Annotated in this window: 22 protein-coding genes; 10 read left to right on the forward strand and 12 right to left on the reverse strand. The window is 61.8% G+C overall.

Annotated features, from left to right (window positions below; translation table 11 throughout):
- Positions 1–321: 321 nt before the first annotated feature.
- The 3 genes from BUA38_RS25830 (at position 322) to flaF (ending at position 3501) form a co-directional block, all read left to right on the forward strand.
- On the forward strand, positions 322–1488 hold the full coding sequence (locus tag BUA38_RS25830) for a flagellin (RefSeq protein ID WP_072822364.1): 1167 nt from the start codon (positions 322–324) through the stop codon (positions 1486–1488).
- A gap of 189 nt (positions 1489–1677) precedes the next feature.
- Positions 1678–2922, forward strand: coding sequence for a flagellin (locus BUA38_RS25835; RefSeq protein WP_072822366.1), 1245 nt, complete (start codon positions 1678–1680; stop codon positions 2920–2922).
- 213 nt (positions 2923–3135) lie between these two features.
- Positions 3136–3501, forward strand: a complete 366-nt coding sequence (gene flaF, locus BUA38_RS25840) for a flagellar biosynthesis regulator FlaF (protein WP_072822368.1) — start codon at positions 3136–3138, stop codon at positions 3499–3501.
- 57 nt (positions 3502–3558) lie between these two features.
- On the opposite strand, the gene BUA38_RS25845 is transcribed toward flaF, so the two are convergent.
- From BUA38_RS25845 to BUA38_RS25865, 5 genes are all read right to left on the reverse strand, one after another.
- Complete coding sequence (locus tag BUA38_RS25845; RefSeq protein WP_072822370.1) at positions 3559–3918, reverse strand: hypothetical protein; 360 nt, start codon at positions 3916–3918, stop codon at positions 3559–3561.
- Positions 3919–4072: 154 nt separating this feature from the next.
- Positions 4073–6022, reverse strand: a complete 1950-nt coding sequence (locus tag BUA38_RS25850) for a tetratricopeptide repeat protein (protein WP_072822372.1) — start codon at positions 6020–6022, stop codon at positions 4073–4075.
- A 55-nt stretch (positions 6023–6077) separates the two neighbouring features.
- The gene (locus tag BUA38_RS25855; RefSeq protein ID WP_072822375.1) at positions 6078–6566 is read right to left on the reverse strand and encodes a hypothetical protein; all 489 of its coding nucleotides are present in this window, start codon (positions 6564–6566) and stop codon (positions 6078–6080) included.
- Positions 6563–6943, reverse strand: a complete 381-nt coding sequence (gene flgJ / locus BUA38_RS25860; protein WP_072822377.1) for a flagellar assembly peptidoglycan hydrolase FlgJ — start codon at positions 6941–6943, stop codon at positions 6563–6565. The genes BUA38_RS25855 and flgJ overlap by 4 nt, the downstream gene beginning before the upstream one ends.
- On the reverse strand, positions 6943–8067 hold the full coding sequence (locus BUA38_RS25865; RefSeq protein WP_072822379.1) for a flagellar basal body P-ring protein FlgI: 1125 nt from the start codon (positions 8065–8067) through the stop codon (positions 6943–6945). The genes flgJ and BUA38_RS25865 overlap by 1 nt, the downstream gene beginning before the upstream one ends.
- 264 nt (positions 8068–8331) lie before the next feature.
- On the opposite strand from BUA38_RS25865, the gene BUA38_RS25870 reads away from it, so the two are divergent.
- Positions 8332–8745: a flagellar assembly protein FliX gene (locus BUA38_RS25870; RefSeq protein WP_072822381.1), complete on the forward strand. Its 414-nt coding sequence runs from the start codon at positions 8332–8334 to the stop codon at positions 8743–8745.
- Positions 8746–8771: 26 nt separating this feature from the next.
- On the opposite strand, the gene BUA38_RS25875 is transcribed toward BUA38_RS25870, so the two are convergent.
- A complete protein-coding gene (locus tag BUA38_RS25875) occupies positions 8772–9143 on the reverse strand; it encodes a winged helix-turn-helix transcriptional regulator (RefSeq protein WP_072822383.1) in 372 nt (123 codons plus the stop codon).
- A 154-nt stretch (positions 9144–9297) separates the two neighbouring features.
- Between BUA38_RS25875 and BUA38_RS25880 the strand changes: the two genes are divergently transcribed.
- Both BUA38_RS25880 and dksA read left to right on the forward strand, forming a co-directional pair.
- On the forward strand, positions 9298–9909 hold the full coding sequence (locus tag BUA38_RS25880; RefSeq protein WP_072822385.1) for an NAD(P)-dependent oxidoreductase: 612 nt from the start codon (positions 9298–9300) through the stop codon (positions 9907–9909).
- A gap of 211 nt (positions 9910–10120) precedes the next feature.
- Positions 10121–10486 carry an RNA polymerase-binding protein DksA gene (dksA, locus tag BUA38_RS25885; RefSeq protein ID WP_172806093.1) on the forward strand — a complete coding sequence of 122 codons (366 nt, stop codon included), beginning with the start codon at positions 10121–10123 and terminating at the stop codon, positions 10484–10486.
- A 248-nt stretch (positions 10487–10734) separates the two neighbouring features.
- Here the strand turns inward: dksA and BUA38_RS25895 are convergent, their stop codons facing one another.
- Positions 10735–12915, reverse strand: coding sequence for a carboxypeptidase-like regulatory domain-containing protein (locus BUA38_RS25895; RefSeq protein WP_072822391.1), 2181 nt, complete (start codon positions 12913–12915; stop codon positions 10735–10737).
- A gap of 240 nt (positions 12916–13155) precedes the next feature.
- Here BUA38_RS25895 and lpxD point away from each other — a divergent pair, with 240 nt between their 5' ends.
- Positions 13156–14217 (forward strand): UDP-3-O-(3-hydroxymyristoyl)glucosamine N-acyltransferase, encoded by a 1062-nt coding sequence (lpxD, locus tag BUA38_RS25900; RefSeq protein ID WP_072822393.1) that lies wholly within the window; start codon positions 13156–13158, stop codon positions 14215–14217.
- A 21-nt stretch (positions 14218–14238) separates the two neighbouring features.
- Here lpxD and BUA38_RS25905 read toward each other — a convergent pair whose 3' ends face one another.
- Entirely contained in the window at positions 14239–14466 is a 228-nt protein-coding gene (locus BUA38_RS25905; protein WP_072822395.1) for a hypothetical protein, read from the reverse strand.
- 82 nt (positions 14467–14548) lie between these two features.
- Between BUA38_RS25905 and BUA38_RS25910 the strand changes: the two genes are divergently transcribed.
- Both BUA38_RS25910 and BUA38_RS25915 read left to right on the forward strand, forming a co-directional pair.
- Positions 14549–16726 carry an HAD-IIIC family phosphatase gene (locus tag BUA38_RS25910; RefSeq protein ID WP_072822397.1) on the forward strand — a complete coding sequence of 726 codons (2178 nt, stop codon included), beginning with the start codon at positions 14549–14551 and terminating at the stop codon, positions 16724–16726.
- A gap of 123 nt (positions 16727–16849) precedes the next feature.
- Complete coding sequence (locus BUA38_RS25915; protein ID WP_072822399.1) at positions 16850–18004, forward strand: 2OG-Fe(II) oxygenase; 1155 nt, start codon at positions 16850–16852, stop codon at positions 18002–18004.
- A 334-nt stretch (positions 18005–18338) separates the two neighbouring features.
- Here the strand turns inward: BUA38_RS25915 and flgH are convergent, their stop codons facing one another.
- The 4 genes from flgH to flgF are packed head-to-tail and all read right to left on the reverse strand — an operon-like array spanning position 18339 to position 21740.
- Positions 18339–19094 carry a flagellar basal body L-ring protein FlgH gene (gene flgH, locus BUA38_RS25920; RefSeq protein ID WP_072822401.1) on the reverse strand — a complete coding sequence of 252 codons (756 nt, stop codon included), beginning with the start codon at positions 19092–19094 and terminating at the stop codon, positions 18339–18341.
- Positions 19095–19099: 5 nt separating this feature from the next.
- The gene (gene flgA / locus BUA38_RS25925; protein ID WP_072822403.1) at positions 19100–20164 is read right to left on the reverse strand and encodes a flagellar basal body P-ring formation chaperone FlgA; all 1065 of its coding nucleotides are present in this window, start codon (positions 20162–20164) and stop codon (positions 19100–19102) included.
- Between the two features lie 11 nt (positions 20165–20175).
- On the reverse strand, positions 20176–20964 hold the full coding sequence (flgG, locus tag BUA38_RS25930; protein WP_072822405.1) for a flagellar basal-body rod protein FlgG: 789 nt from the start codon (positions 20962–20964) through the stop codon (positions 20176–20178).
- 11 nt (positions 20965–20975) lie between these two features.
- Positions 20976–21740, reverse strand: a complete 765-nt coding sequence (gene flgF / locus BUA38_RS25935) for a flagellar basal-body rod protein FlgF (RefSeq protein ID WP_072822407.1) — start codon at positions 21738–21740, stop codon at positions 20976–20978.
- A gap of 367 nt (positions 21741–22107) precedes the next feature.
- Between flgF and fliL the strand changes: the two genes are divergently transcribed.
- Entirely contained in the window at positions 22108–22608 is a 501-nt protein-coding gene (gene fliL, locus BUA38_RS25940) for a flagellar basal body-associated protein FliL (RefSeq protein ID WP_072822409.1), read from the forward strand.
- Positions 22609–22618 lie beyond the last annotated feature (10 nt).

A 22618-nucleotide genomic window follows, 5' to 3' on the forward strand; every position in this document is an offset into this window, starting at 1 on the left:
GGATTGGATGCTGGAATGTGCGCGATCAAGTGCTGACAACGCGCCAGCAACCAACGCTAAACGACCGTAGTCATGCGCAGTCTTTCCCACTCATGGTTAACGGCTGGTAAACGGAAATGGATCGGCAAGAAAAACTCAGTGATATCAATGGTATGAATTCGAGGCTGGGATCGTAAAACTTGCATTTTTCGCTTTCGACTGCAGCCCGTTGTCCAAATTGCCGATATCCAATTCATGTTTTGTTAGATGGCTTGCTCGCACGGTACCGAAGTAATCCGGCTTGAAGGGTCGGATGAATGCGTAAACCAGAAAGGTACAGTCATGTCCGGTATTGTTCTCTCCGCTTCGGTTCGTCAGAACCTGCTTTCGCTGCAATCGACCGCTTCGCTCCTGGCCACCACGCAGAACGCTCTGGCCACGGGTAACAAGGTCAACTCGGCGCTCGACAATCCCACCAACTTCTTCACCGCGCAGGGCCTCAACAACCGCGCTTCCGACATCGGCAATCTGCTCGACGCCATCGGCAACGGCGTGCAGGTGCTTCAGGCCGCCAACACCGGTCTGACCTCGCTGCAGAGCCTGGTTGATACCGCCAAGTCGATCGCCAACCAGGTGCTTCAGGCGCCCGCTGGCTATACGACTCACTCGACGGCTACTTCTGCGGCGGCCCTGCCTGTTGGCTCGACCTCGACCAATCTGGTTGACGGCGCCGCCATCAAGAGCGGTGAAACTCTCACCATCGGCGCTACTGGTGGTGGCACGGCAACCAGCTTCACCTTCGGCGCCACGACGTCGCTGGCCCAGCTGAACACGGCTTTGGCGAGCAACAACATCACCGCCAGCCTCGACAGCTCCAACGATCTCGTCTTCACCACGACCAACGACGCGCTTTCGTCCACGATCGGTACGATTACCCTTGGAGCCGCCGGTACTGCGACGTTCGGAGCTCCGACCGCGCCGACCGCCGATCCTGCTTCGCAGGCCACCCGTTCCAGCTTGGTGAGCCAGTACAACAACATCATCACGCAGATCACGACAACCGCTCAGGATTCGTCCTTCAACGGCATCAATCTGTTGAACGGCGACAACCTCAAGCTGACCTTCGACGAAACGGCCAAGTCCACGCTCAGCATCACTGGCGTCACCTTCAACGCGGCGGGCCTCGGCCTTGCCTCGCTGACCTCGGGCACGGACTTCCTGGACAACAACTCGGCCAACGCGGCGCTCACCAAGCTCAGCTCGGCCAGCACCGTGCTCCGCACCGAAGCGTCCGCGCTCGGTTCGAATCTGTCGGTCGTGCAACTCCGTCAGGATTTCAACAAAAACCTGATCAACGTGTTGCAGACCGGTGCGTCCAACCTGACACTGGCCGACCCGAACGAGGAAGCGGCCAACAGCCAGGCGCTGTCGACCCGCCAGTCGATCGCGACCTCGGCGCTGGCACTCGCCAACCAGTCGCAGCAGAGCGTGCTCCAGCTGCTCCGCTGATTTTCGGCAAAAACGACCAGGCAAGAGCGGCGGGGGAAACCCCGCCGCTTTTTTTGTCGCTGTGACCGGACGAAGCGCCGGGCAGGGCTCCGATAACCAGACGTTAACCAAACACCTTAAGTCGGCGTTAACCATAATTTAAAGGAAGGTCGTTAGAAAGCGGGGAGGTAAACGACGGAAGGCTCTCACATGTCCGGTATTGTTCTCTCCGCGGCGGTTCGCCAGAATCTGCTTTCGCTGCAAGATACCGCCGCGCTCTTGTCCACCACTCAAAACCGTCTTGCGAGTGGCAAGAAGGTCAACTCGGCACTGGACAATCCAACCAATTTCTTCACTGCGCAGGGCCTGGATAACCGCGCCAGCGACATTAACAATCTGCTCGACGCCGTCGGCAATGGCGTGCAGGTGCTGCAAGCCGCCAACACCGGTCTCACCTCGCTGGAGAAACTGGTCGATACCGCCAAGTCGATCGCCAGCCAGGTGCTTCAGACCACCACGGGCTATTCGGTGAAGGCTTCCGCAACCAGCACGGCTCCGACCGGCGCAGGTCCATTAGCCGTTCCCGGAACGATCACCGATCTGACCAACGCGGGCACCAACTCGCTGCAAGGCAAGACCTTTATCTTTACGCCCGCCAGCGGTCCTGCGACCACGATCACGATCAGCAGCACGGTTGCTGCCGGCAACGTCAACTCGATTGCGGCTTTCAATGCTGCCTTGACGACCGCGGGTCTTGGCTTGACGGCGTCCCTGGCCAGCGACGGCTCGATCACGCTGACCTCAAACAACGACAATGCCAGCCAGACGCTGACAACAGGTACGACCGCAGCCGCGAACAACATCGCGATCAGCGGTACCGACACGGCGGCCCTCGTCACGCCGACCGGCGGCGCCGCGGGCAAGCCACTCGCCGACCCGAACTCGCAGAGCACCCGTGCCGGCCTGGTCTCCCAGTACAACAACATCATCGCGCAGATCACGACAACGTCGCAGGACTCGTCGTTCAATGGCATCAATTTGTTGAACGGCGACGACCTCAAGCTGACCTTCAACGAGACCGGCACATCCACGCTCAGCATCAACGGGGTCACCTTTGACGCGGCCGGTCTTGGTCTTAGCCCTCTGACCGCAGGTACCGACTTCCTGGACAACAGCTCGGCCAACGCGGTAATCGCCAAGCTGGCCACCTCTTCGGACCAATTGCGCTCGGAAGCCTCTGCGCTCGGTTCGAACCTGTCGATCGTGCAGATCCGCCAGGACTTTGCGAAGAGCCTGATCAACGTGTTGCAGACCGGCTCGTCAAACCTGACGCTTGCCGACTCCAATGAGGAAGCGGCCAACAGCCAGGCGCTGTCGACCCGCCAGTCGATCGCGGTCTCGGCGCTGGCGCTGGCCAACCAGTCGCAGCAGAGCGTGCTCCAGCTGCTCCGTTGATCGAAGCGCAGTCGGCGGAATAAAAAGGGCGGGGGCAAACTCCGCCGTTTTTGCTTGAATGCGCACGACTGCCGATCGGCTAGGCAATTGCCTATTCCGTAGTTTTGCGGTGCATTCTGCTGCCACCGCTAACCTTATTTTAAAGGCACTAACCTTATAAGACTTGGGCAGTTTTGCGTCCGCTTACTGTGTATCCCCGGTTCGGAGTGATGAATGTCCAACGCCGCCCAAGCCTATGCGCGTACCTCACAGACGACCGGGACGGTAAGGGAAATAGAGGCGCAGGCGTTGCTGATGGCTGCCAAGAAGCTGCGGGACGTGCAGGCGAACTGGACCGGTCCTGACGCCAAGCTGCACAAGGCGTTGCTGTTCAACCGCCGGCTCTGGACGATCTTCATGAGCGCGGTCGATTCGAACGACAATCCGAATTCCGTCGAGGTTCGTCAGAACATTGCCAACCTCTCGATCTTCGTCATGAATCAAACGGTCGAGATGCAATTGGCGCCGGATCCCCAAAAGCTGAAGCCGCTGATCGACATCAACTGCCAGATCGCGGCAGGCCTTGCGGGCAGGGTTTGAAGTGAACTCCAGGCGCTTCGTGGCGCCAGCTTGCTCAGGCTGACAAAGACGGCCTGTTCACACCCTCACGTCAGTGGCGAGCGGTCGCGGCGCCGAATCCTTGACATCCAGCGAGTGGAAATAGGTGCGGCGGCGCAGCGTCGCGTCATCCGGAAATTGCTGGACCACCTGGCCGGTCAGTGAATCGATGGACTGGAAAACGACCGATGCCGCGGCGGTGTCGAAGAACGCCTGGCGTGACAGATCATTCGAGCTCGGCAGATTGTTGCTGCTCGTCGTGCTCGCATCCGGCGCGGTGACGGTTTGACTTGGCGGCAGTTGCGTAGGCACGCCGCCGATCGCCGCGTTGCTGGCGACGGGCGGAAACGACGCTGGGACCGGTGCCCCCACCGGTCTGATGCTGAAATCCGTACTCATGGCAGCCTCCTGGCTCTCCTCGAGTCAAATCCCAACCCCTTATCTTCGGCAATTATGATCTCAACGTCTCAATGCATTGTTAGAGAACACGCTGAATGATGCGCTGACGCCGGCGCGGCAATTTGATGAAAAATGTTCGTATCGCAACAAGCTATTAGCGCTGCCGGGATAGCTCTGCAAATACCGTCAGCGCCCGCTGCATCTCGTCAACGACTGAATGCCATTCGCGTGCCTGGCTCTGTCTGAAAAGGCGAGCCGTCGGGTACCAAGGAGAATCTTCGCGATCGAGCAGCCAGCGCCAATCGGGAACGTATGGCAGAAAAATCCAGACCGGACGACCAAGGGCCCCGGTGAGGTGGGCGACGCTGGTGTCGACAGAGATCACGAGGTCAAGCTGTTCAATCAGCGCCGCGGTGTCGGCAAAGCTTTGAAGTTCGGCTCCGAGGTGAAGAATATCGTTTCTCTCGCGAAGAACCGCTTCATCGCTGGAACGGATATCCTTTTGAAGACTGACGAATTGCGCTTTAACGTCAAGCAGTGGCAACAGGGATACCAGTGGCATAGACCGGTTACGATCGTTGTTGTGGATTGGATTTCCTGACCAAACCAGGCCAATCCGCGGCAAATTTTGTGAATGAAGCCGCGTTCCCCAGTCGGTGGCGCGCGCGCCGACCGAAATGTACGGCACCTTCGACGGAATCGTGTCGAGAGTCGTGTCAAAGGCGAGTGGCAGACTGGTCAGGGGACAATGGAAATCGAAATCGGGTAGCGCCTCGCCTTTGGCGATACAGTGCGAGACGCCGCTTAGCCCGGAAAGAAGTTTTTTCAGCGGTCCGTCGACTTCCAGGACGATGCGGGCGCCACGCGCTGCCAGCAGGGGAACGTATCGGACAAACTGAAGTGCGTCGCCGAGACCTTGCTCATTATGCAGCAGCAGAACCTTGCCATCGATTGGCTCGGCACCAATCCACAGCGGCTGCCCGAAGGATCGATGTTTGACCTGAAGCGATTTGATCTTCCATCGCCACTCGTTTTCGACCCAGCCGGTTCTCAGGTCGCCGGCGCGAAGGCGATTAACGGCAATGTTCCAGTGTGTGTCGGCATGGTCGGGTTGCAACGCGAGGGCGTCCTCGTAGCACGATAGTGCTTCACCATACCGGCCCATTTCATCCAGGCAATTTCCGCGATTGCTGCGGGCTTCAGCGTAATCCGGTTTGAGCTCAATCGCACGGTCATAGTTCAAGAGCGCTTCATCAAAGCGCCCGAGATATTTCAATGCGTTGCCCTTGTTGTTGAATAGCTCCGCCAGATCGGGCGAAATCGAAAGGGCGCGATCAAGCGTTTCCAGGGCCTCTTCACATCGCCTTAGAAGAATGAGAGTAATGCCGCAGTTGTTGAGCGGCGCGGCGGAATTGGGGTCGATCCGGATTGCTTTGCGAAAATCCATCAAGGCCTCGTCGGCCCGCCACAGATCAAGCAGCGTCCGGCCCCGGTCGTTCAAGGCGTCGAAGTGGTCGGGATAAATCGCGAGCGCCTGGTCGAAGCTGATGCGAGCCTCCTCGAGCCTCATCAGGTGCCGCAAACAGACGCCCTTTTTGTAAAGGGCACTTGCCTGGGTTCGATTCGTTCCTGCCTCTGGGCGAGGGGGATCGATCTCCAGCGCACGATCGTAGGCAGGAATCGCTTCCTCGAATCGCCCCTGCCTCTGCAAGACATTCCCCAGCTTGATCCATGTGTCGGCGGATTCCGGCTTTAGCGACAGCGTCAGATCGAAACTCTTGAGCGCTTCGTCAAATCTGGACTGACGCTGCAGCATCGTTCCAAGATTTGAATGGTAGACTGCGTTATTCGGGTTTTTCCTGATCGCCTGGGTGATGAACTCTATTGCCTGGTCATGTTTGTTTGCCTTGGCAGAGATCAGGCCGAGCAAATGAAACGAATCCGCATGGTCGGGATCGCCTGCCAAAATTTCGTGGCAACATTTTTCGGCTTCGGAAAATTGGCCCGACTGCAGATACTGCAGTCCGGATCCGATGAGGGCCGCGGGCGATCGGTTCGATAATTTGTCGGTCTTTGCGGCAGCGCGGCGCTGTTGACGATTCATCGTGACACGGTTGCTCCAGAATCACGGCCGGATGTCCGACCACGCTCACGCCCTGTCAGAGCGAACGGCTGACCGCGAGCGGCCGCAGGTGCCGCGCGCCCGGATTCACGCGCTGGCCGCTAGCGCCATAAGTGCTCGGAATATTGCGGCGCTGAGCCTCGGCATTGACGCCGCGCACGATGCTCTCCGACACCGCATGCGCGGTGGCAAGCACCGTGAGATTGACCTGCAGCATGGCGCGAAAGGTGTCGTGATGACGGCGCAGCGTCGCCAGCAGATCCGGCGAATTTTTGGCAAGATATGGATGGCTTGATTTCAGACGGCTCACGACGCCGACATAGTGGCGGGAGAGCTCCGCCTTCTTCGGCTCGAAAACCATCGCCTCGCGAATTTTTCCGGCGCGCACCAGCTCGGTTTCGCGCTCGATGACGCCGAGCAGGGCGCTCATGGAATCCATCAGATCTTCGGCGAGCTTGCGCGCCTCACCCGGTGTCGAAACGGACGGGATCGCAGACGCCTGCTGCCGTGAAGAAGGCTGGGTCATGCCTGTTTTCCCTGGGTCTGGCCGGCGGTTTTGGCCTGCTGCATAATCAGCGTGCGGTAGACTTCCTTGGCGATGCCGACGCCGCCGGCCTGCGCGAAGGATTTCGAATATTGTTCGATCTGCATCGAGCGCCAGATGCCGGTGCCGACGGTGTTGCCGAACGGGCCTTCGCCCTTCAGTCCGCTGGTCATCTGCGAGAACATCGAGTTGAGAAACATTCCCTCGAAGTTCTGCGCCTGGGTCTGGGCCCTGGTTTTCACCTGCGGCGACACCTTGTCGAGCGCGGCCGCGAAGTCGTAATCGGGGCGGCCGTTATAGGTGGGCATCGCTGCCTTGCTGGAGGGGTTGTGGCTGCTCGTGATCGCGTTCGTCTGCATCACATCACCTCGATGTCGGCCTGAATGGCGCCGGCTGCCTTGATCGCCTGAAGAATGCCGATCAGGTCGCGCGGGCCGATGCCGAGGCCATTAAGGCCGTCGACGAGTTGCTGGAGCGAGACGCCGTCCTTCACCACGGCGAACTTCTTGCCGTCCTCCGACACCGTGACGTTCGAGCGCGGCGTCACCACCGTTCGGCCGCGCGAGAATGGAGCGGGCTGGCTGACTTGCGGGCTTTCCGAGATCGAGACGGTGAGGTTGCCTTGCGCCACCGCAACGGTCGCGACGCGGACATCGCGCCCCATCACGATGATGCCGCTGCGTTCGTCTATGATGATCTTGGCTCCGAGATCCGGTTCGACCTGCAACTGCTCGATCTCAGTCAGGAAGGCGACGACGTTGCCCTTGAATTCCGGCGGGATCTGCAATTGAACCGTCGAGGGATCGATCGGCTCGGCGGACTTGACGCCGAGGAAGTCGTTGACCGCGGCCGCGATGCGCTTGGCGGTGGTGAAATCGGCGTTGCGCAGCGCGAGCCGCACATTGGGCAGGCGGTTGAGAGCGAATTCGATCTCGCGTTCGATGATGGCGCCGTTGGCGATGCGGCCGACGGTCGGCACGCCGCGGGTGATGCTGGCGGCGGCGCCTTCGGCCTGGAAGCCATTGATGGTGACCGAGCCCTGCGCGACCGCATAGACGTTGCCGTCGGCGCCGAGCAGCGGGGTGACGAGGAGGGTGCCGCCTTGCAGGTTCTTGGAGTCGCCAAGCGCGGAAACCGTGACGTCCATCCGCGTTCCCTGGGTACCGAACGGCGGCAGGTTGCCGGTGACCATGACGGCGGCGACGTTACCGGTGCGGATGGTGGCGCCGCGGATGTTGACGCCCATGCGTTCCAGCATCGCTTGCAGCGACTGCTTGGTGAAGGGGATGTTGTTCAGCGTATCGCCAGTGCCGTTCAGGCCGACGACGAGGCCGTAACCGACGAGCTGGTTCTGCCGCACGCCCTCGATATTGGCGAGGTCCTTGATGCGCGAGGTGGCGCCGGCTGTCGTCGGCCATAGCTGAAGCGCAACCAGCGCTCCGCAGGCCACCCGCAGTACTTTTCCCCAATGCACGCCAGGCATCCTCTGCTCCCCGAGGGTCTCGAACTCCGGAAAGCGCCCGACACTCCCATGAAGAGCGTTTCCGAGATCAGCTATGCGAGCGCCGTGCCACGCCCTTCGCGACAACTAAGAATCTGATTTTGCTAGACGAAATTTTGATGGGGCCAGCGCGCGGCACGCCGCGGCCAAGGCGAAACTGCCGGTAGCGGCAGATTTTGCCGGGTGATTTACGTCGCGTTAACCATCGAGAGGCAATGCTGCGCGCTGCAATGGCGAGGACCATTCATGCGCATCATCGGACCGAACGGCACCACTCTGGGGTCCCAGACCAGTAACGTTCGGCGAACGAGCTCGGGCGAGTTTTCGTTGCCCGATACGGCCTCCGCCACCGAGACGCGTCCCGCGGTGACGCCCAAGGCCGCCGCTGGAATCGATACGCTCCTTGCCTTGCAGGGGATCGAGGAAGACCCGGTCGAGCGGCGCAAACGTTCGGTGCAGCGCGGCAGGCGCGCGCTCGATGTGCTGGACGATCTCAAGATCAGCCTGCTGTCGGGCAAGTTCGATACCGCAACTATCGGCCGCTTGCGTGACGCGGCCTCCAACCTGAAGTCTTCCTCGGGCGATCCCGGGCTCGATGCCGTGCTCTCCGAGATCGAGCTGCGCGTCGAGGTCGAACTCGCCAAGGCCGGACAGCACTAGCGTCCGGACAGCACTGGTTCACTGGCCTAGGCGGCCTTTGCGTGTCGCTGCGCGTCATAGCGGCGCTGCGCCGCCAGCACATCCTTCAGATTTCGCTCGGCCCAGTCGCGCAAGGGATCGACCGCGGTCGCGAGCGTCTTGCCGAGCGGCGTGATCGAATATTCCACCGTCACCGGCACGGTTGCGATCGCATGGCGCTTCACCAGGCCGTCGCGTTCCAGGCTCTTGAGAACCTGCGGGAGCATCTTCTGCGAAATGCCTTCAATGTCGCGGCGTAACTGATTGAAGCGCAGCGGTTCGTGGCGCAGCAGCAGCAGGATCAGCACCGCCCATTTGTCGCCGACCCGGTCGAGAATCTGGCGGGTCGGGCAATCGGCCGAATACGCATTTGCTTTCATCTCGCTTGAACTCCGCAGATCCGTTGGACGAGTTACTTCGGCGTGACCAGGTGATCTCAAAGTGCGTTCTTAACACCAGCGCTCCAAACGCTATCTAGTCACCGTTGGATACTACCGCATCCATCGGAAATCGAAAAATCGTAAGGAGACAAGCATGAAGATCGCCGTCACCGGCGCCTCCGGGCGCGCAGGGTCCGCCATAACCGCCGAATTGGCCCGTCGCGGCCACAGCGTCACCGCCATCGCGCGGAACCCGGACCGGATCGCCAAGCTCGCCAATGTCACGGCGGTCGCGGGCGACGCCAACGACCGGGCGGCGCTTGCAAAGCTCTGGTCCGGCCACGATGCCGCGGTAAGTTCCATTCATTTCACGGCCAGCGACGTCGAGACCCTGATCGGCGCGGCCAGCGATTCCGCCGTGCCCCGTTACCTCGTGGTCGGGGGAGCCGGTTCGCTCGAGGTCGCGCCCGGGGTGCGGCTGGTGACGACGCCCAACTTTCCGGCGCAATACAAGGCCGAAGCCGAGAAGGGGGCGGCCTTTCTGGACCGGTTGCAGCGCGAAAAGGAACTAAACTGGACCTTCCTGTCGCCGTCGGCGCTGTTCGAGCCCGGCAGCCGGACCGGCAAGTTCCGCCTGGGGGAGGACCAGCTTCTGGTCGATTCGGCCGGCAAAAGCTGGATCTCGTTCGAGGACTTTGCGGTCGCCATGGCCGACGAGATCGAGCGTCCGGCCCATGCCCGCAAGCGCTTTACCGTCGGTTATTAAGGAAGCGGATAAATTTGCCTGTGCAAGGGCTTGGCCGGGCCCCACGGCCGGCCAAGCAAATATTGTCTGTCGCAATAGGCCGCTATATAAGCGCCGCGCGAGGGGAACTATCCCCTCGCGCGGGGCCGCAAGGGAGCGGCGCCTTCAGGCGAAAGATGGGCTGGCCTTGGAAAAGTTGAAGAACTATCGACCGACTGAAAAAGAGCCTTTCATGAACGAGCGGCAGCGCGAGTATTTCCGCGTCAAGCTCCTGACCTGGAAGGACGAGATCCTGCGTGAATCGAAGATCACGTTGCAGACGCTCCAGGAGGAGAACGTCAATCATCCTGATCTCGCCGACCGCGCGTCATCTGAAACCGATCGCGCGATCGAACTGCGCGCCCGCGACCGCCAACGCAAGCTGATCTCCAAGATCGACGCCGCGTTGCAGCGCATCGAGGACAACACCTACGGCTATTGCGAAGAGACCGGCGAGCCGATCTCGCTGAAGCGGCTGGAAGCAAGGCCCATCGCGACGCTGTCGGTGGAAGCGCAGGAGCGCCACGAGAAGCGCGAGAAGGTCTATCGCGACGAGTAGGTCGCGTTTTTAATGAGCGAGCGCCGGCCGGCCTTGAGCACGGCCGCCACTGTGCCATCGAACCATGAGCGCCGATGCGGCGGTCGTGACGCCGGGGCGCGTCTGACGGTGGTCCAGCGCTGCGTCACGCTGAAAATCCCGTTGAGATAATCCCCTTGAAAAGCAATTGCCTCGCCGCATGTCTGAATGCGGCGAGGCAATGCGGTCACGTTGAAATCAGCTTGCAGGCGTTCTGCAAGCTGATCGCATTAGTCGGCCAGCGGGTCCGGACGCAGCTGGACGTGGAATACCCGCGGCTTGTCGTCCTTGCCATGTTCACTGTGGAAGTAGGCGCGCGTGCCAGTCGTGGTCCAGAGACCGCGGCCCTTCCAGCCGGCTTTCGGATCGTCGATCCGTCCGTCGGCGTTCTTGGCGAAGAAGCCGAGCGGGTAGGGGATGCGGATGTCGACGAACTTGCCGTCGACCAGGGCGAGCAGGGATTCGCTGCCGTTGGCCATCGCGATCGGCACGTCGTTGCCGAGGCCGAGCGTGTTGTGGACGTCAACCCAGATGTAATAGGCGTGGTTGGCGCTGCCCTTGGGATCGTCGACCGTCTTGAACTGCGGTCCGGGCATCCGGTAGAGGGTCCAGCCCTCATAGCACTGGGCACCGGTCGCAGCGTTTTCTCCCTTGAGCGGCTCCTTGCACTTCGCGCGGTCGAAGCTCGCCATCTGACCGCTGGAAAGCACGGTCCAGGCCACGCCCTTGGAGTCGAGGTCCACGCCGCGCGAGCCGTAGGTGCCGGGAGGCGACTGGAAGATCTCCGAGACGGCCGTGTGGGTCGGATCGCTGCCCGGAACCAGCCGCACCAGATAGGCCGGCTGGTCGATGCGCGAGAAGCCCGGGCCCATGGTCTGACCCCAGATCACGTCGCCCTTGACGCTCGGCATGACGCCGTAGAACGCGGCCTTCACGGCCTTGTCCTTGCCGGGTTCGATCGGCTTGTCGACGGCAACGAAAGGTTCGCGCTTGCCGGTGCCGGAGACGTTCGCCACGACCGGGGTCCAGCCCTGCGACTTCATCGCGTCGTGGGTTTCCTCGAACTTCTTGACGTCGAGCCAGCCCACGGCGCCGCTATAGGGCTGTCCCCAGCTGAACCAGAGCTTGTTGTCGGGCGTGAACACCAGGTGATGCGTGCCGAAACACGTATCGATCGTCGTCCACTTTTCGGTCTTGGGGTCGTACATCGAGACCTGACGGGGCGACTCGTTGAGCGGCGCGACCTGCGCCGAGGGCAGGTCGGAGCCTGCCTTGCAGCTTGCGGGGTTCGGCGCCTTGCGAATTCGCGCCGTGAACCACGGCCGTCCCTTCTCGTCCATCATCGGATTGTGGATCGAGGTGTGACCATCCCAGATCGCCTCGTCGCCCCAGAATACCGACGGGCCCATCGGATCGTCCGAGGCGCTCGGCGTCTGCGGATCGACGAAGGGTTCCTTGATGAAGGAGGTGGTGTGCTTGATCGGATCGAGCACCGGGATGTCGTCGGAGCTTTCTTCCGGCGAGCCGTAGATCTTGCCGTAGGCGTTCACGGTCGGATTGCGCTTGTCGGTCGAGACTTCGTCATGCAGGTACTCGGCCCGATGGGCCCACTCCCACGACGTGACGACGATGTTGCGCTCGACACCCTTCGGACGTTCGGGCTTCTCGAACGGAAGCTCGCCCGCCGCAATGCGGTCGGTCCAGTCGGCGAACATCTTGTAGGCGCGGGGCGGTCCAAGCCGGCCGAGCGTCAGGGCCATGTTGTTCATGGCCTGGCCCGACTGCACGCGGCGCTCCCACATCTCTTCGGAGTTCTTGAACTGGCCGAGTTCTTTCACATGGGGCGAACGAATGTTCTGGCTGCCGAGCGCGTGGCAGGACTGGCAGGAGTTCTTGATGCTGTCGATCCAGACATCCTGCGACTTCATGCTGGCCGGCATCCCGGTCGGTGACTTGTCCGAGCCCGGAAATTCGCTCGCCGGCGGAATCTTGAGCATCGAGTACCAGTACATGCCTGGATAGTACTCGGCGGCGGCGGCCTCATTCGGCGCAGCCTTGGCTTTCAGGTCGAGGGTCTTGCCGGGCGAGGCGTCCTGCTTGTCGGAATCGACGAGGCCATATCCGCGTACCCAGACTTTATATTTGGCAGAGGGAAGCTGCGGGATGAGGTATTGGCCGGCGTCGTTGGTGACGACCGACTTGGCGTATTTGGTCGGAAGATCGGTCGTCTCGGCGATCACCCAGACGCCGGCTTCCGGACCGTTGGGGCCGGTCACCTGGCCGCCGATCGCGTCGGCCTTGACCGACAATGCCTTCTTTTGCTGTGCATTGGCTGGGCCGCACCATGCCGTCACGAGTGCGGCGGTCGCGACCGCGGCAAGACAGGCATTAGAATGGCGACGAAAAGTCATTATTCGCTCCCGGTTAACAGCTGAACTTCAACGTCCAGCTTTTTCGACAATGTGAAATTTTGTCTTGTATTATAATAGCATCGGCTGAATGCAGATGGCTGTCAACGTGGCCGATATGCTTACGCGCTCACATCTTGGTTGAACGTGCGTTCGTTGGCGCGGCTTGCCAGTTGAATCTAGTTCGATCATACGAGCTTGGGATTCGGGGCGTGCTTGTCTTGTTAATCATCGGATTGGTAAATGGGAAATCGCCGCTTCTTTGATCGTCCGTCGGGATTGACGATCGCCGACATCGCCGCGCTGACGGGCACTGAGGCGAGCGGCGCTGCGATGTCGCATCGGATCACGGGCGTGGCGCCGGTCGATCTCGCGGGCCCATCCGATATTGCCTTTATCGACGCCAACAAATTCATCGACGGGCTGACGAAGACCCGCGCCGGCGCCTGCCTGATGCCGAAGCGCTTCGTCGAACACGCGCCAAAGGGGCTCATCGTTCTTGAGACGGAAAAGCCCTATCGCGCCTTCATCGCCGTGCACCGGAAGCTCTTTCCGCAATCGCTGCAACCGTCCTCGCTGTTTGAGGCCGACGGCATTTCTGAAGGCGCGATCGTCCATCCCACCGCGCGGCTCGAAAGCGATGTCACGGTCGACCCCGGTGCCGTCATCGGACCGCGCGCCGAAATCGGTGCGGGAAGCATCATCGCCGCCAATGCCGTCATCGGTCCCGATGTCACGATCGGCCGCGACTGCCGCATCGGCGCCGGCTGCTCGATTACGCATACGCTGATGGGCGACCGCGTCATCATCCATCCCGGCAGCCGCATCGGGCAGGACGGGTTCGGCTACACCGAGGATGCCGAGCAGCAGAAGATTCCGCAGACCGGCCGCGTCATCATCCAGAACGACGTCGAGATCGGCGCCAGTGTGACGATCGACCGTGGCGGTATTCGCGACACCGTGATCGGCGAGGCGAGCAAGATCGATAACCTTTGCCAGATCGGACACAACTGCCAGATCGGCAGGCATTGCGTGGTGGTGGCGCTGTCCGGCTTGAGCGGCAGCGTGACGCTCGAAGACTATGCGCTGCTCGGCGGGGCGGTGGGTCTCGCGCCGCACCTCACGGTTGGAAAGGGCGCTCGCCTAGCCGCGCGTTCCGGCGTCATCAGCGACATTCCGGCCGGCGAGACGTGGGGCGGCTATCCCGCCCGTCCGCGGCTTCAATGGATGCGCAAGGAGGCGGCGCTCGCGCGTCTCGCCGGTGCGGGCGACAAGAACCGCAAACACACGAAGGGCTCCGACTAGAGCTCGGATTCCGAGTGACTTCTAGCGCGGTACTTCGACGGCGCCGCAATTGTAGCGGTGCGCCAGCGCGCAATCTTCTTCCCGCGAAATGTCGATCAGCTTGTTGAGCAGGAGATAGCCGAGCACGAGCGCGAGCGTGAGTCCGGCAAAGACGATCACGAGCCCCCGGGTCGAAAGATACTGATTGGCATCAGTGGCGGGCTTCCCGGGCTCGGCCGGCAGAGCCGGCCGGGGACCTTCCTGTGTCATTATATTTCAAGCCTTTGCACGGCGAAGCCAACGTCGGGTGGACCGGATTCACATCCGCGTCCATCCCGCTATTATAGCAAAAATGATTCTCCGCCGCTCCCGCTTCGTTCATCTCTTGCCGGTCGGTCCGGGCCGGACGCTGCTCGTGCATGCGATCAGCCAGATGCGCCTGCCCGCCGACCGCGAAATCACGGCGCTTCTTGAATATTTTTCGCAAACGCGCCGCATGCCTGAGGATTGCGAGGCGCTGGTGGCGCTGCTCGCAAAACCCACCGACCAGCCGGCCGTGCTGCGCGAAGTGATCGAGCGCACCGTCCTTGAACTGAAGTCGCGCCAGATCCTCACCGAAATGACGGCCGAGGAGGAGCTCGCCGCGATCGGTGCCGAGCTTTCCGAAAAGCACGGGCGGGACCCCGCGGAAATGCTGGAGAGCTACCGGCGCAAATCGAAGGAAGGCGGCAGCGCCTATTGGGCGGTCGGTGCGTCCTATGGCGTGCAGGATTTCGGCGGCAAACGAAAACGCATCGATGCGCTGCTGTTCGGCGATTGCGATATCCAGATGGAAGCCGATTTTCTGCGCCAGGAGGCCGGACGCCGCGGCATCGACCTGCATGTGGCGGCGACGTTCCCCGACGACATCCGTCTTGCGGCCGAACACAGGCACGACCTGATTTTCGTCGGCGCCTTGCGCGCACGGCATCTGATCGTCGAAGATCTCGACAACGGGCTCAACCCGCATGCCGCCTACGTGGCGCACGCGACCGAGCTTCTGGCAAAGCTTCGCGAGGCGACGTCAGCGCCGATCCTGATCGACAATCTGCCCGAACCGACCGTCCAGCCGTTGGGCCTGGCGGAGCGTGGCGTGAAAGGTCACCGCACACGCTTCCGCCTGACCAATGTGGCGCTGGCCGAGCTCGCGCTCGGCTTTCCCGACGTCTACGTCGTCGATATCGCGGCGGCACTTGGCGCGGCCGGGTCCGAACGGCTGCTCGACGACGGCCAGGTCGGCTTCACCCATTTCGGTTCGCCCGGCTGGATGCTGCAACGCGCCGAAGGCGAAAAGGCCGCCGTTCACGGCATTTTCCCCGACACCGCACCGCTCGCACGTGCGCTCGGTGGCGACGCCTACGGCCGTGAGGCGGTGATTGCCGAAAAGCATGTCGATGCGCTCGTCACGGTGACGGGGATCGGCCGCAAGAAATGCGTGATCCTCGATCTCGACGGTACGCTGTGGCCGGGCGTGCTGGCGGAGACCGGCAGTCCGTTTGCGTGGACGCCGGAAATTTCCGGCCCGTTTTCCTTCATCGGGCTTTATTTCGGCCTGCATGAAGCACTCAAATCGCTCAAGAGGCGTGGTGTCGTGCTGGCTTGCGTTAGCAAGAATGACGAATCGACGGTGCGCGAACTCTGGAAATATCCGGACCACTACCCGAGGGATCGGCTGCTGACGCCGGATGATTTCGTCACCTGGCGCGTCAACTGGGACGACAAGGTCGGCAATATCCGTTCGATCGCGGAAGAACTCGGCTTTGCGCTCGATGCCTTTCTCTTCATCGACGACAATCCGGTCGAGCGCGATCGCGTCCGCCAGCGCCTGGCCGACGTCGAGGTCTGGGGCGAAGATCCCTTCAGCCTGCGCCGCCGTCTGCTGAATGATCCGCGCTTGCAGATTCCGGTGGTCACCGCGGAAGCCGCTACCCGGAGCGAACTCGTCAAGGCGCAGATCGTGCGGCAGCAATTGCGCAGCGAGGCGATGGGCGAGGCGGAGTATATCGCGCAGTTGCAGATCCGATGCGTCATCGAGCGCCTCGCGGCCTCATCGCCGAAGCTGCAACGCGTCGAAGAGTTGTTTCAACGCACCACGCAGTTCAACACAACGGGGCGAAAATTTTCCGTCAGCGAATTGGCCGCGCTGACCGCCGGTCCTGCCGCGCGGCTGTTTGCGATCGAGGTGGCGGACCGGCTCGGCGACTATGGCCTTGTGGGTGCGGCCGTTATTGTCGAAGGAGAGATCGCGGGTTTCGCCATCAGTTGCCGCGCGCTCGGTATGGGCATCGAGCATCGCTTCCTGCACCACATCCTCGATGAGATGCAGGGCAGCGACCGGTCATTGTCGGCGCGCATCATCGCAACGCCGCGTAACATGCCGGCGCGCAACATCTACCGCGATAACGGTTTTGCAGAGGTCGAGCCCGGGTTGTGGCGGTTCGAACAGAAGACGACGGCCGGCGCGGGACATGCGTCGGAGGCGGCGGAATAGACTTTTTTGTTTCGGAATATTGTTCGAAGCGGCGTGCGTAACACTGGGCAACATCGAGGAAGGTTTCATTAAGTCGGCTCAACTATCGCGAAAGATGGGTCGATTTCCAGCCGGGCACACCACATGAGCAACACCAAAGCAGAGCGTCGCAACATCATTCTCGGTGATCCCGTTCCGTGGTTCGGCCTGCCGGTCCTGACCGGCGGATCGTTCGACTTGCAAGCCAGCGCCGGCCGTTGGGTGGTGTTGAGCTTCGTCGGTTCGCTGGCCGATCCGCGCGCGATTGCGGAAGTCGGCGAGCTCATGCATCTGAGCACCTCGTTCAGCGAGGATCATCTGGTCGTCGCATGCGTCTACACCGGGCAGCCGAGCCAGACCGATCATCTCGCCGCGATCTCGAGCGCAACTTTGTCGTTTCTCGCCGATCCCGACGGCGCCGTCAGCCGGTCCTTCGGCGCCGAGGGAATGCCGCGCACCGTCATTCTTGATTCGATGCTGCGATCGATCGCCGATATCGCCTGGGATCACCCGCAGGGCCACGCGAACATGGTCCGCAATATCCTGCAAAGCCTGCCGGCGGTCGATGATTCCGCCGGCGTTCCGCTGTTCGCGCCGGCGCTGATGGTGCCGCGGGTTTTCAGCTTCGACATCTGCGATTTCCTGATCCGGTTCTATGAAACTCAAGGCGCCGTCGACTCCGGATTTCAGTTCGACATCGACGGCAAGAGTGTGACGCTGTCCAACTGGCGGCTGAAGCGGCGGAGCGACGCCGCGGTCGGCGTCCCCGAAGTGCGCGAACTGATCCGTGACCACATCGTGCGGCGGCTGATCGGTCCGATCGAGCAGTATTTCCAGTTCAAGGCGACGCGGATGGATCGCTATGTCGTCGCCTGCTACGACAGCGAGGTCGGCGCCCACTTCCACCGCCATCGCGACAACATCAACGCCGGCGCCCAGCACCGGCGCTTCGCGCTTTCGATCAACCTCAACAAGGATTTCGAAGGCGGCGATCTCCTGTTCCCGGAATTCGGCCGCAGGACCTATCGGCCGTCCGAAGGCGGCGCGCTGGTATTTTCCTGCGGCGCACTGCATCAGGTGACGCCGGTGACGAAAGGCAAGCGTTACGCCTTCCTGGCGTTCATGTACGGCGAGGAAGACGTCGCCAAACGTGAGGCCAACAACACCAGGCTGCATGCCGGCGAGCTGCAATATACCAGCGGGCGCGACCGTTTGTTCCCCGAGGAAGAACAGCCCGACGACCTGTCGTCGGTCGCCTAGAACTTCACACGCTTCAAGCATCAGAAAGCGGATCGCCCTGGCGCGGTCCGCTTTTTCCTTGTCCGCTTTAGGGCCTAAAACAGCTGCGGCCTTCGCCAGGGGAGCTGACGAAGGCCGCATTGAACATCTCACCGCGCCTAGGTTCGCGGTGCGATGTGGGAGCTCGCTAGTGGAGTGGATTTAACATTCGCTATTCGCTCTCCGCGAAATCGTAAGGCGAATGTCAAATCCTGAACTCCACCAGAAACTTCATATTTGCCAGTGGTCCTTTGATTCCAACATTCGCCAAAGTGACTGCTGCGATGGGATGCGAATGTTGGAATCGGACCACTAGTTAGAACGGCAACAGCACGTCCATGACCTGGCTGCCGTAGCGCGGCTGCTGGAGGTCGCTGATCTCGCCGTGACCGCCATAGGCGATGCGGGCCTGCGCGATCTTCGAGGAGTCGATGGTGTTGTCGCTCTGGATATCTTCGGGCCGCACGATGCCGGCCACGATCAGTTCGCGCTTTTCGTAGTTGACGCGGATTTCCTGCCTGCCTTCGACCACGAGGTTGCCGTTCGGCAGCACCTGCGTGACGATCGCCGCGACGTTGGTCTGCAAGGTCTCCTGGCGGACGATCGAACCCTTGCCGTCGGTGCCCGACTTTTCGTCCGCCGTCAGGAAGCGGCCAGGCAGCACCTTCTGAGCGGTCTGGCCGAGCAGGGCGGAGCCGAGGAAGGCGGTGATGCCGGAATCTTCCGTCGCGGTGCGGCTGCGCTGGGTCTCGTTGGCGAAGTTTGCCTGGTCGGTGATGTTGACGGTGACGGTCAGGAGGTCACCGATCTGATGGGCGCGCTGATCCTTGAAGAAGGAGCGCGAGCCGTTTCGCCACAGCGAATTGGGATTGTAGGACACGATTTCCGGCTTCGGCATCGGCATCTGCACCGGCTTGTAGCCCGGCTGGGTCGTCGGGTTCTCGATCGCCGAAAGCTTCGGCTCTTCGCCGATCTGGGAGAGGCGGTCGATGCCGGAGCAGCCGCCCGCGAAGCTGACGATCGTCAGCATGGTCCCGGTCAGCGCAATACGTCTGAACTTGTAAGCCAACATCTACTTTACTCTGCGTTTGAATTCGTCTGCGCGTTATTGCGGCGGGCGATGGATACAGGGGCGTCGGGTTCGGCGACCGAGGAAGTGGTGTCGGCGCTGGCAGTCCGCGGCATGGGAACGGAAATGGCGACCTGCCCGCGGCCGATCACCGTGCCGGCGACGGTACGCTTGGATTGCAGGTTGAGCACGGTGACCGTGTCGCCTTCGGTGCCGCCATCGACCGCCTTGCCGCGTACGGTGAGGTAAAGGCCGGCCGCTTCGTAGATCAGCGTCACGTTGTCGTCGCGTTGCACCAGGTCCGGCTTGCCGAGATCGGCAATTTTCAACGGCTGACCGGCGCGCAGGCCTTTGCGCATCTGCATGCCGACCGTGTGGCTGCGGGTTGCGGCGTCGCTGCCGACTTCGGCCTTCGGACGCCGCTCGATGACGACGTCGGAGGCTTTCAGCACGTCGCCGCGATCGACATTGCGGGTCAGCACGGCGGCTTCCAGCATTTCGATGGCGACGCCGGTGAAACGCAGCTTGGTGCGGGAGCCGGTGTTGTCGTTGGCGATCTCGAAGGAGACGTCGAAGCGTCCGCTGCGCGCCTCGTAGCGCACCGAGACCGGCTGCAACGCGCCGGTGTTCGAGGCGTCCAACCGGACGTCCTGCACGTCGCGGTCGAAGGTCAGATTGAGGTTGGCGGCGTCGCCAAGGCCGCTGCGGTGTTCGAGCGCGTGCGCGACCTGGGATTCGATGTCCTTGCCGTCGAGGATGCGCGCCAGCCGCGTGACGGAGACCGACTTGATGCCTTTGGTGTCGACGCCGATCACCTGATGCGCCTGGAGCACGTTGATGACCTGTGCGGTCGGCAGCGATCCGGTGGTGCCGAGATCGGGCGAACGGTAGATGGCGATCTGCGCCGCCGTTCCGGCGTTCTCGATCACGTCGCCGACCCGCACGATGTCGCTTTCCACCGTAACCTGCGCGCGCAGCACCGGCGTCGCGACGGTGTCGTCCTTGTCTTCGGCAATCGCGGCCGAAGACGCTGCGACGAGCAGGGCGGTAACGAGCAGCGGGCGGAACATCATCCTCTACTCCCTTAGCGGAACAGCGCCGTGGTCGACTGCATCATCTGGTCGGCGGCAGAGATCACCTTGGCGTTCATCTCGTAGGCGCGCTGGGCGGCGATCAGGTCGGACATTTCCGACACCACGTCGACATTGGCCTGTTCGAGGCTGCCCTGGTTGATGGTGCCGTAGCCTTCAAGGGTCGCGATGCCGTCCTGCGGCGTGCCGGAAGACGGCGTGTCGGTGAAGTTGTTGTTGCCGACCGGCATGAGGCCGGCCTTGTTGACGAAGCGGGTGAGCCCGATCTGTCCGATGATGGTGGAAGTCGTCGATCCCGGCTGGGTCACCGAGACCTGGCCCTGCGTGTTGATGGCGAGGCCCTGGGAATTCTGCGGGATCGTGATCGTCGGCTGCACCGGATTGCCTTGCGCGTTGACGATGCGGCCGGTGTTGTCCATCTGGAACGTGCCGTCGCGGGTGTACTGGAAGGTGCCATCGGGCATCAGGATCTTGAAGAAGCCTTCGCCGGTGATGGCGAGGTCGAGATCGTTGCCGGTCTGCGACAGCGTGCCTTGCGTCATCGAGCGCGGCGTGCCGACGGTCTTGACGCCGCCGCCGATGTCGATGCCGACCGGCAGGATGGTGCCCTGGGTCGAGGCCTGGGCGCCGACCCGGGCGACGTGCTGATAGATCAGGTCCTGGAACTCGGCGGTTTGCTTCTTGAAACCGGTGGTGCGCAGGTTGGCGATGTTGTTGGAGATGACCTGGACGCTCAGTTCCTGGGCCGCCATCCCGGTCGCGGCAGTATGAAGGGCTTGCATCGGTCGTCTCCTTAGGTCGGTACGTCAGCAAGTTGCTGGATGGCGGTTTTCTGCAAATCGCTCTGTTGCTGCATCAGAGTTGCGATCGAGGTGTAGGCGCGGGTGACTTCCATCATGCGGCTCATCTCGCCGACCGCATTGACGTTCGATTTCTCGAGGAAGCCCTGACGCACGGTCGACTTGGTGTCGGCTTGCGGCGCGCCGGCGGTGCCAGCGGCATAAAGATTGAGGCCTTCCTTCAGCATTTTCTGCGCGTCGGCAAAGCTGACGAGGCGCAGCGTGCCGCGGACGGAATCCGTGCGGCCGCTGCCTTCGACCACCGTGATGGTGCCGTCCGGCGTGATGTTGATGTCGTGGTCGGTCTGCTGGAAGACGATCGGGCCGCTGGCGCCGATCACCGGGTTGCCGGCGACCGTCACCAGCTGGCCCTGGGCGTTGATGTGCAGGTTGCCGTCGCGGGTGTAGCGCTCGCCGCCAGGGGTCTGTACGGTCAGGAAAGCCGAGCCGTCGATGGCGACGTCGAGCGGATTCTTGGTCGCGTCGAGCGGCCCCGTGCTCATGTCGCGGAAGGTGCCGCGGTCCTGGACAAAGCTGACGCGGCGGTCGCTGCCGACGAAGTTGTCTTCGTGGGCGGGCGTGTTGAGATATTCCTCAAACAGCGAACTGTCGGCCTTGAAACCGGACGTGTTGACGTTCGCGATATTGTTCGCAATCACATCGAGCTGACGCTCGAGCGCGGATTGCCGCGACAAGTTGATGAGAAGCGCATTCTCCATCGCCCAAATTCTCCCCTTAAACGATCCACAAGCTGCTCTCCCAAGCCGCGTGCCGATCTTTCAAACCGCTTTCCAGCTCTCCCAAGCCGTGGGCGGTTCGAGGAAGGTCAGAGCGAAAGCCGTGCCAATCTGAAAATTTGAATAAATTCAGACTGTTGGGTAATCGAGAGGATGTTTTGAGGGCGGCAATAAGGTCTTGTTGACCATGTTTGCCCGGCAACTTTTTCCCAGTAGCTGCGCAAAAGAAAGCTTCCGTTAACCATTATTACCTTAGCGTTCAAACAGAGCGCAGGACGTGCCGCGTGTATCGCGTCAGAGGTTCGCCTGTCGGCGTTGAATCCATTTTCGGGTCGGAGCGGGGCGGGCGATGGCGGACGACGAGAAGGACGGCGCAGCGGAAGCTGCAACGCCCGCGCCCAAGGGCAAACTCAAGCTGATCATTGCTGTCGTTGCCGTGCTCGCGATCGTGGGCGGCGGCTCGACCTGGTTCTTCTTCCTGCGAGGCCATGGCGAGGAAGGGCACGGCCACGGGCACGCGGAAGCGGCGCCGCCGGTGAAGCCGCCGGCTTACGTCGAAGTGCCGGACATGCTGGTGAACCTGATCGGGCTGCCCGGTGAGCGGGTGCAATACCTCAAGGCCAAGATCGTGCTCGAGGTCAAGGAAGAGAAGCAGGCCGAGGCGATCAAGCCGGCGCTGCCGCGGGTGACCGATATCTTCCAGACCTACCTGCGCGAATTGCGTCCCTCCGACCTCAGCGGTTCGGCGGGTCTGTTTCGCCTGAAGGAAGATCTGACGCGACGCGTCAACGCCGCGGTGGCCCCCAACCAGGTCAGCGCGGTGCTGTTCAAGGAAGTCGTCATTCAGTGACGGTGCGGGT

The organism is Bradyrhizobium erythrophlei (assembly GCF_900142985.1).
In the GTDB taxonomy this organism is placed as follows: Bacteria; Pseudomonadota; Alphaproteobacteria; order Rhizobiales; family Xanthobacteraceae; genus Bradyrhizobium; species Bradyrhizobium erythrophlei_B.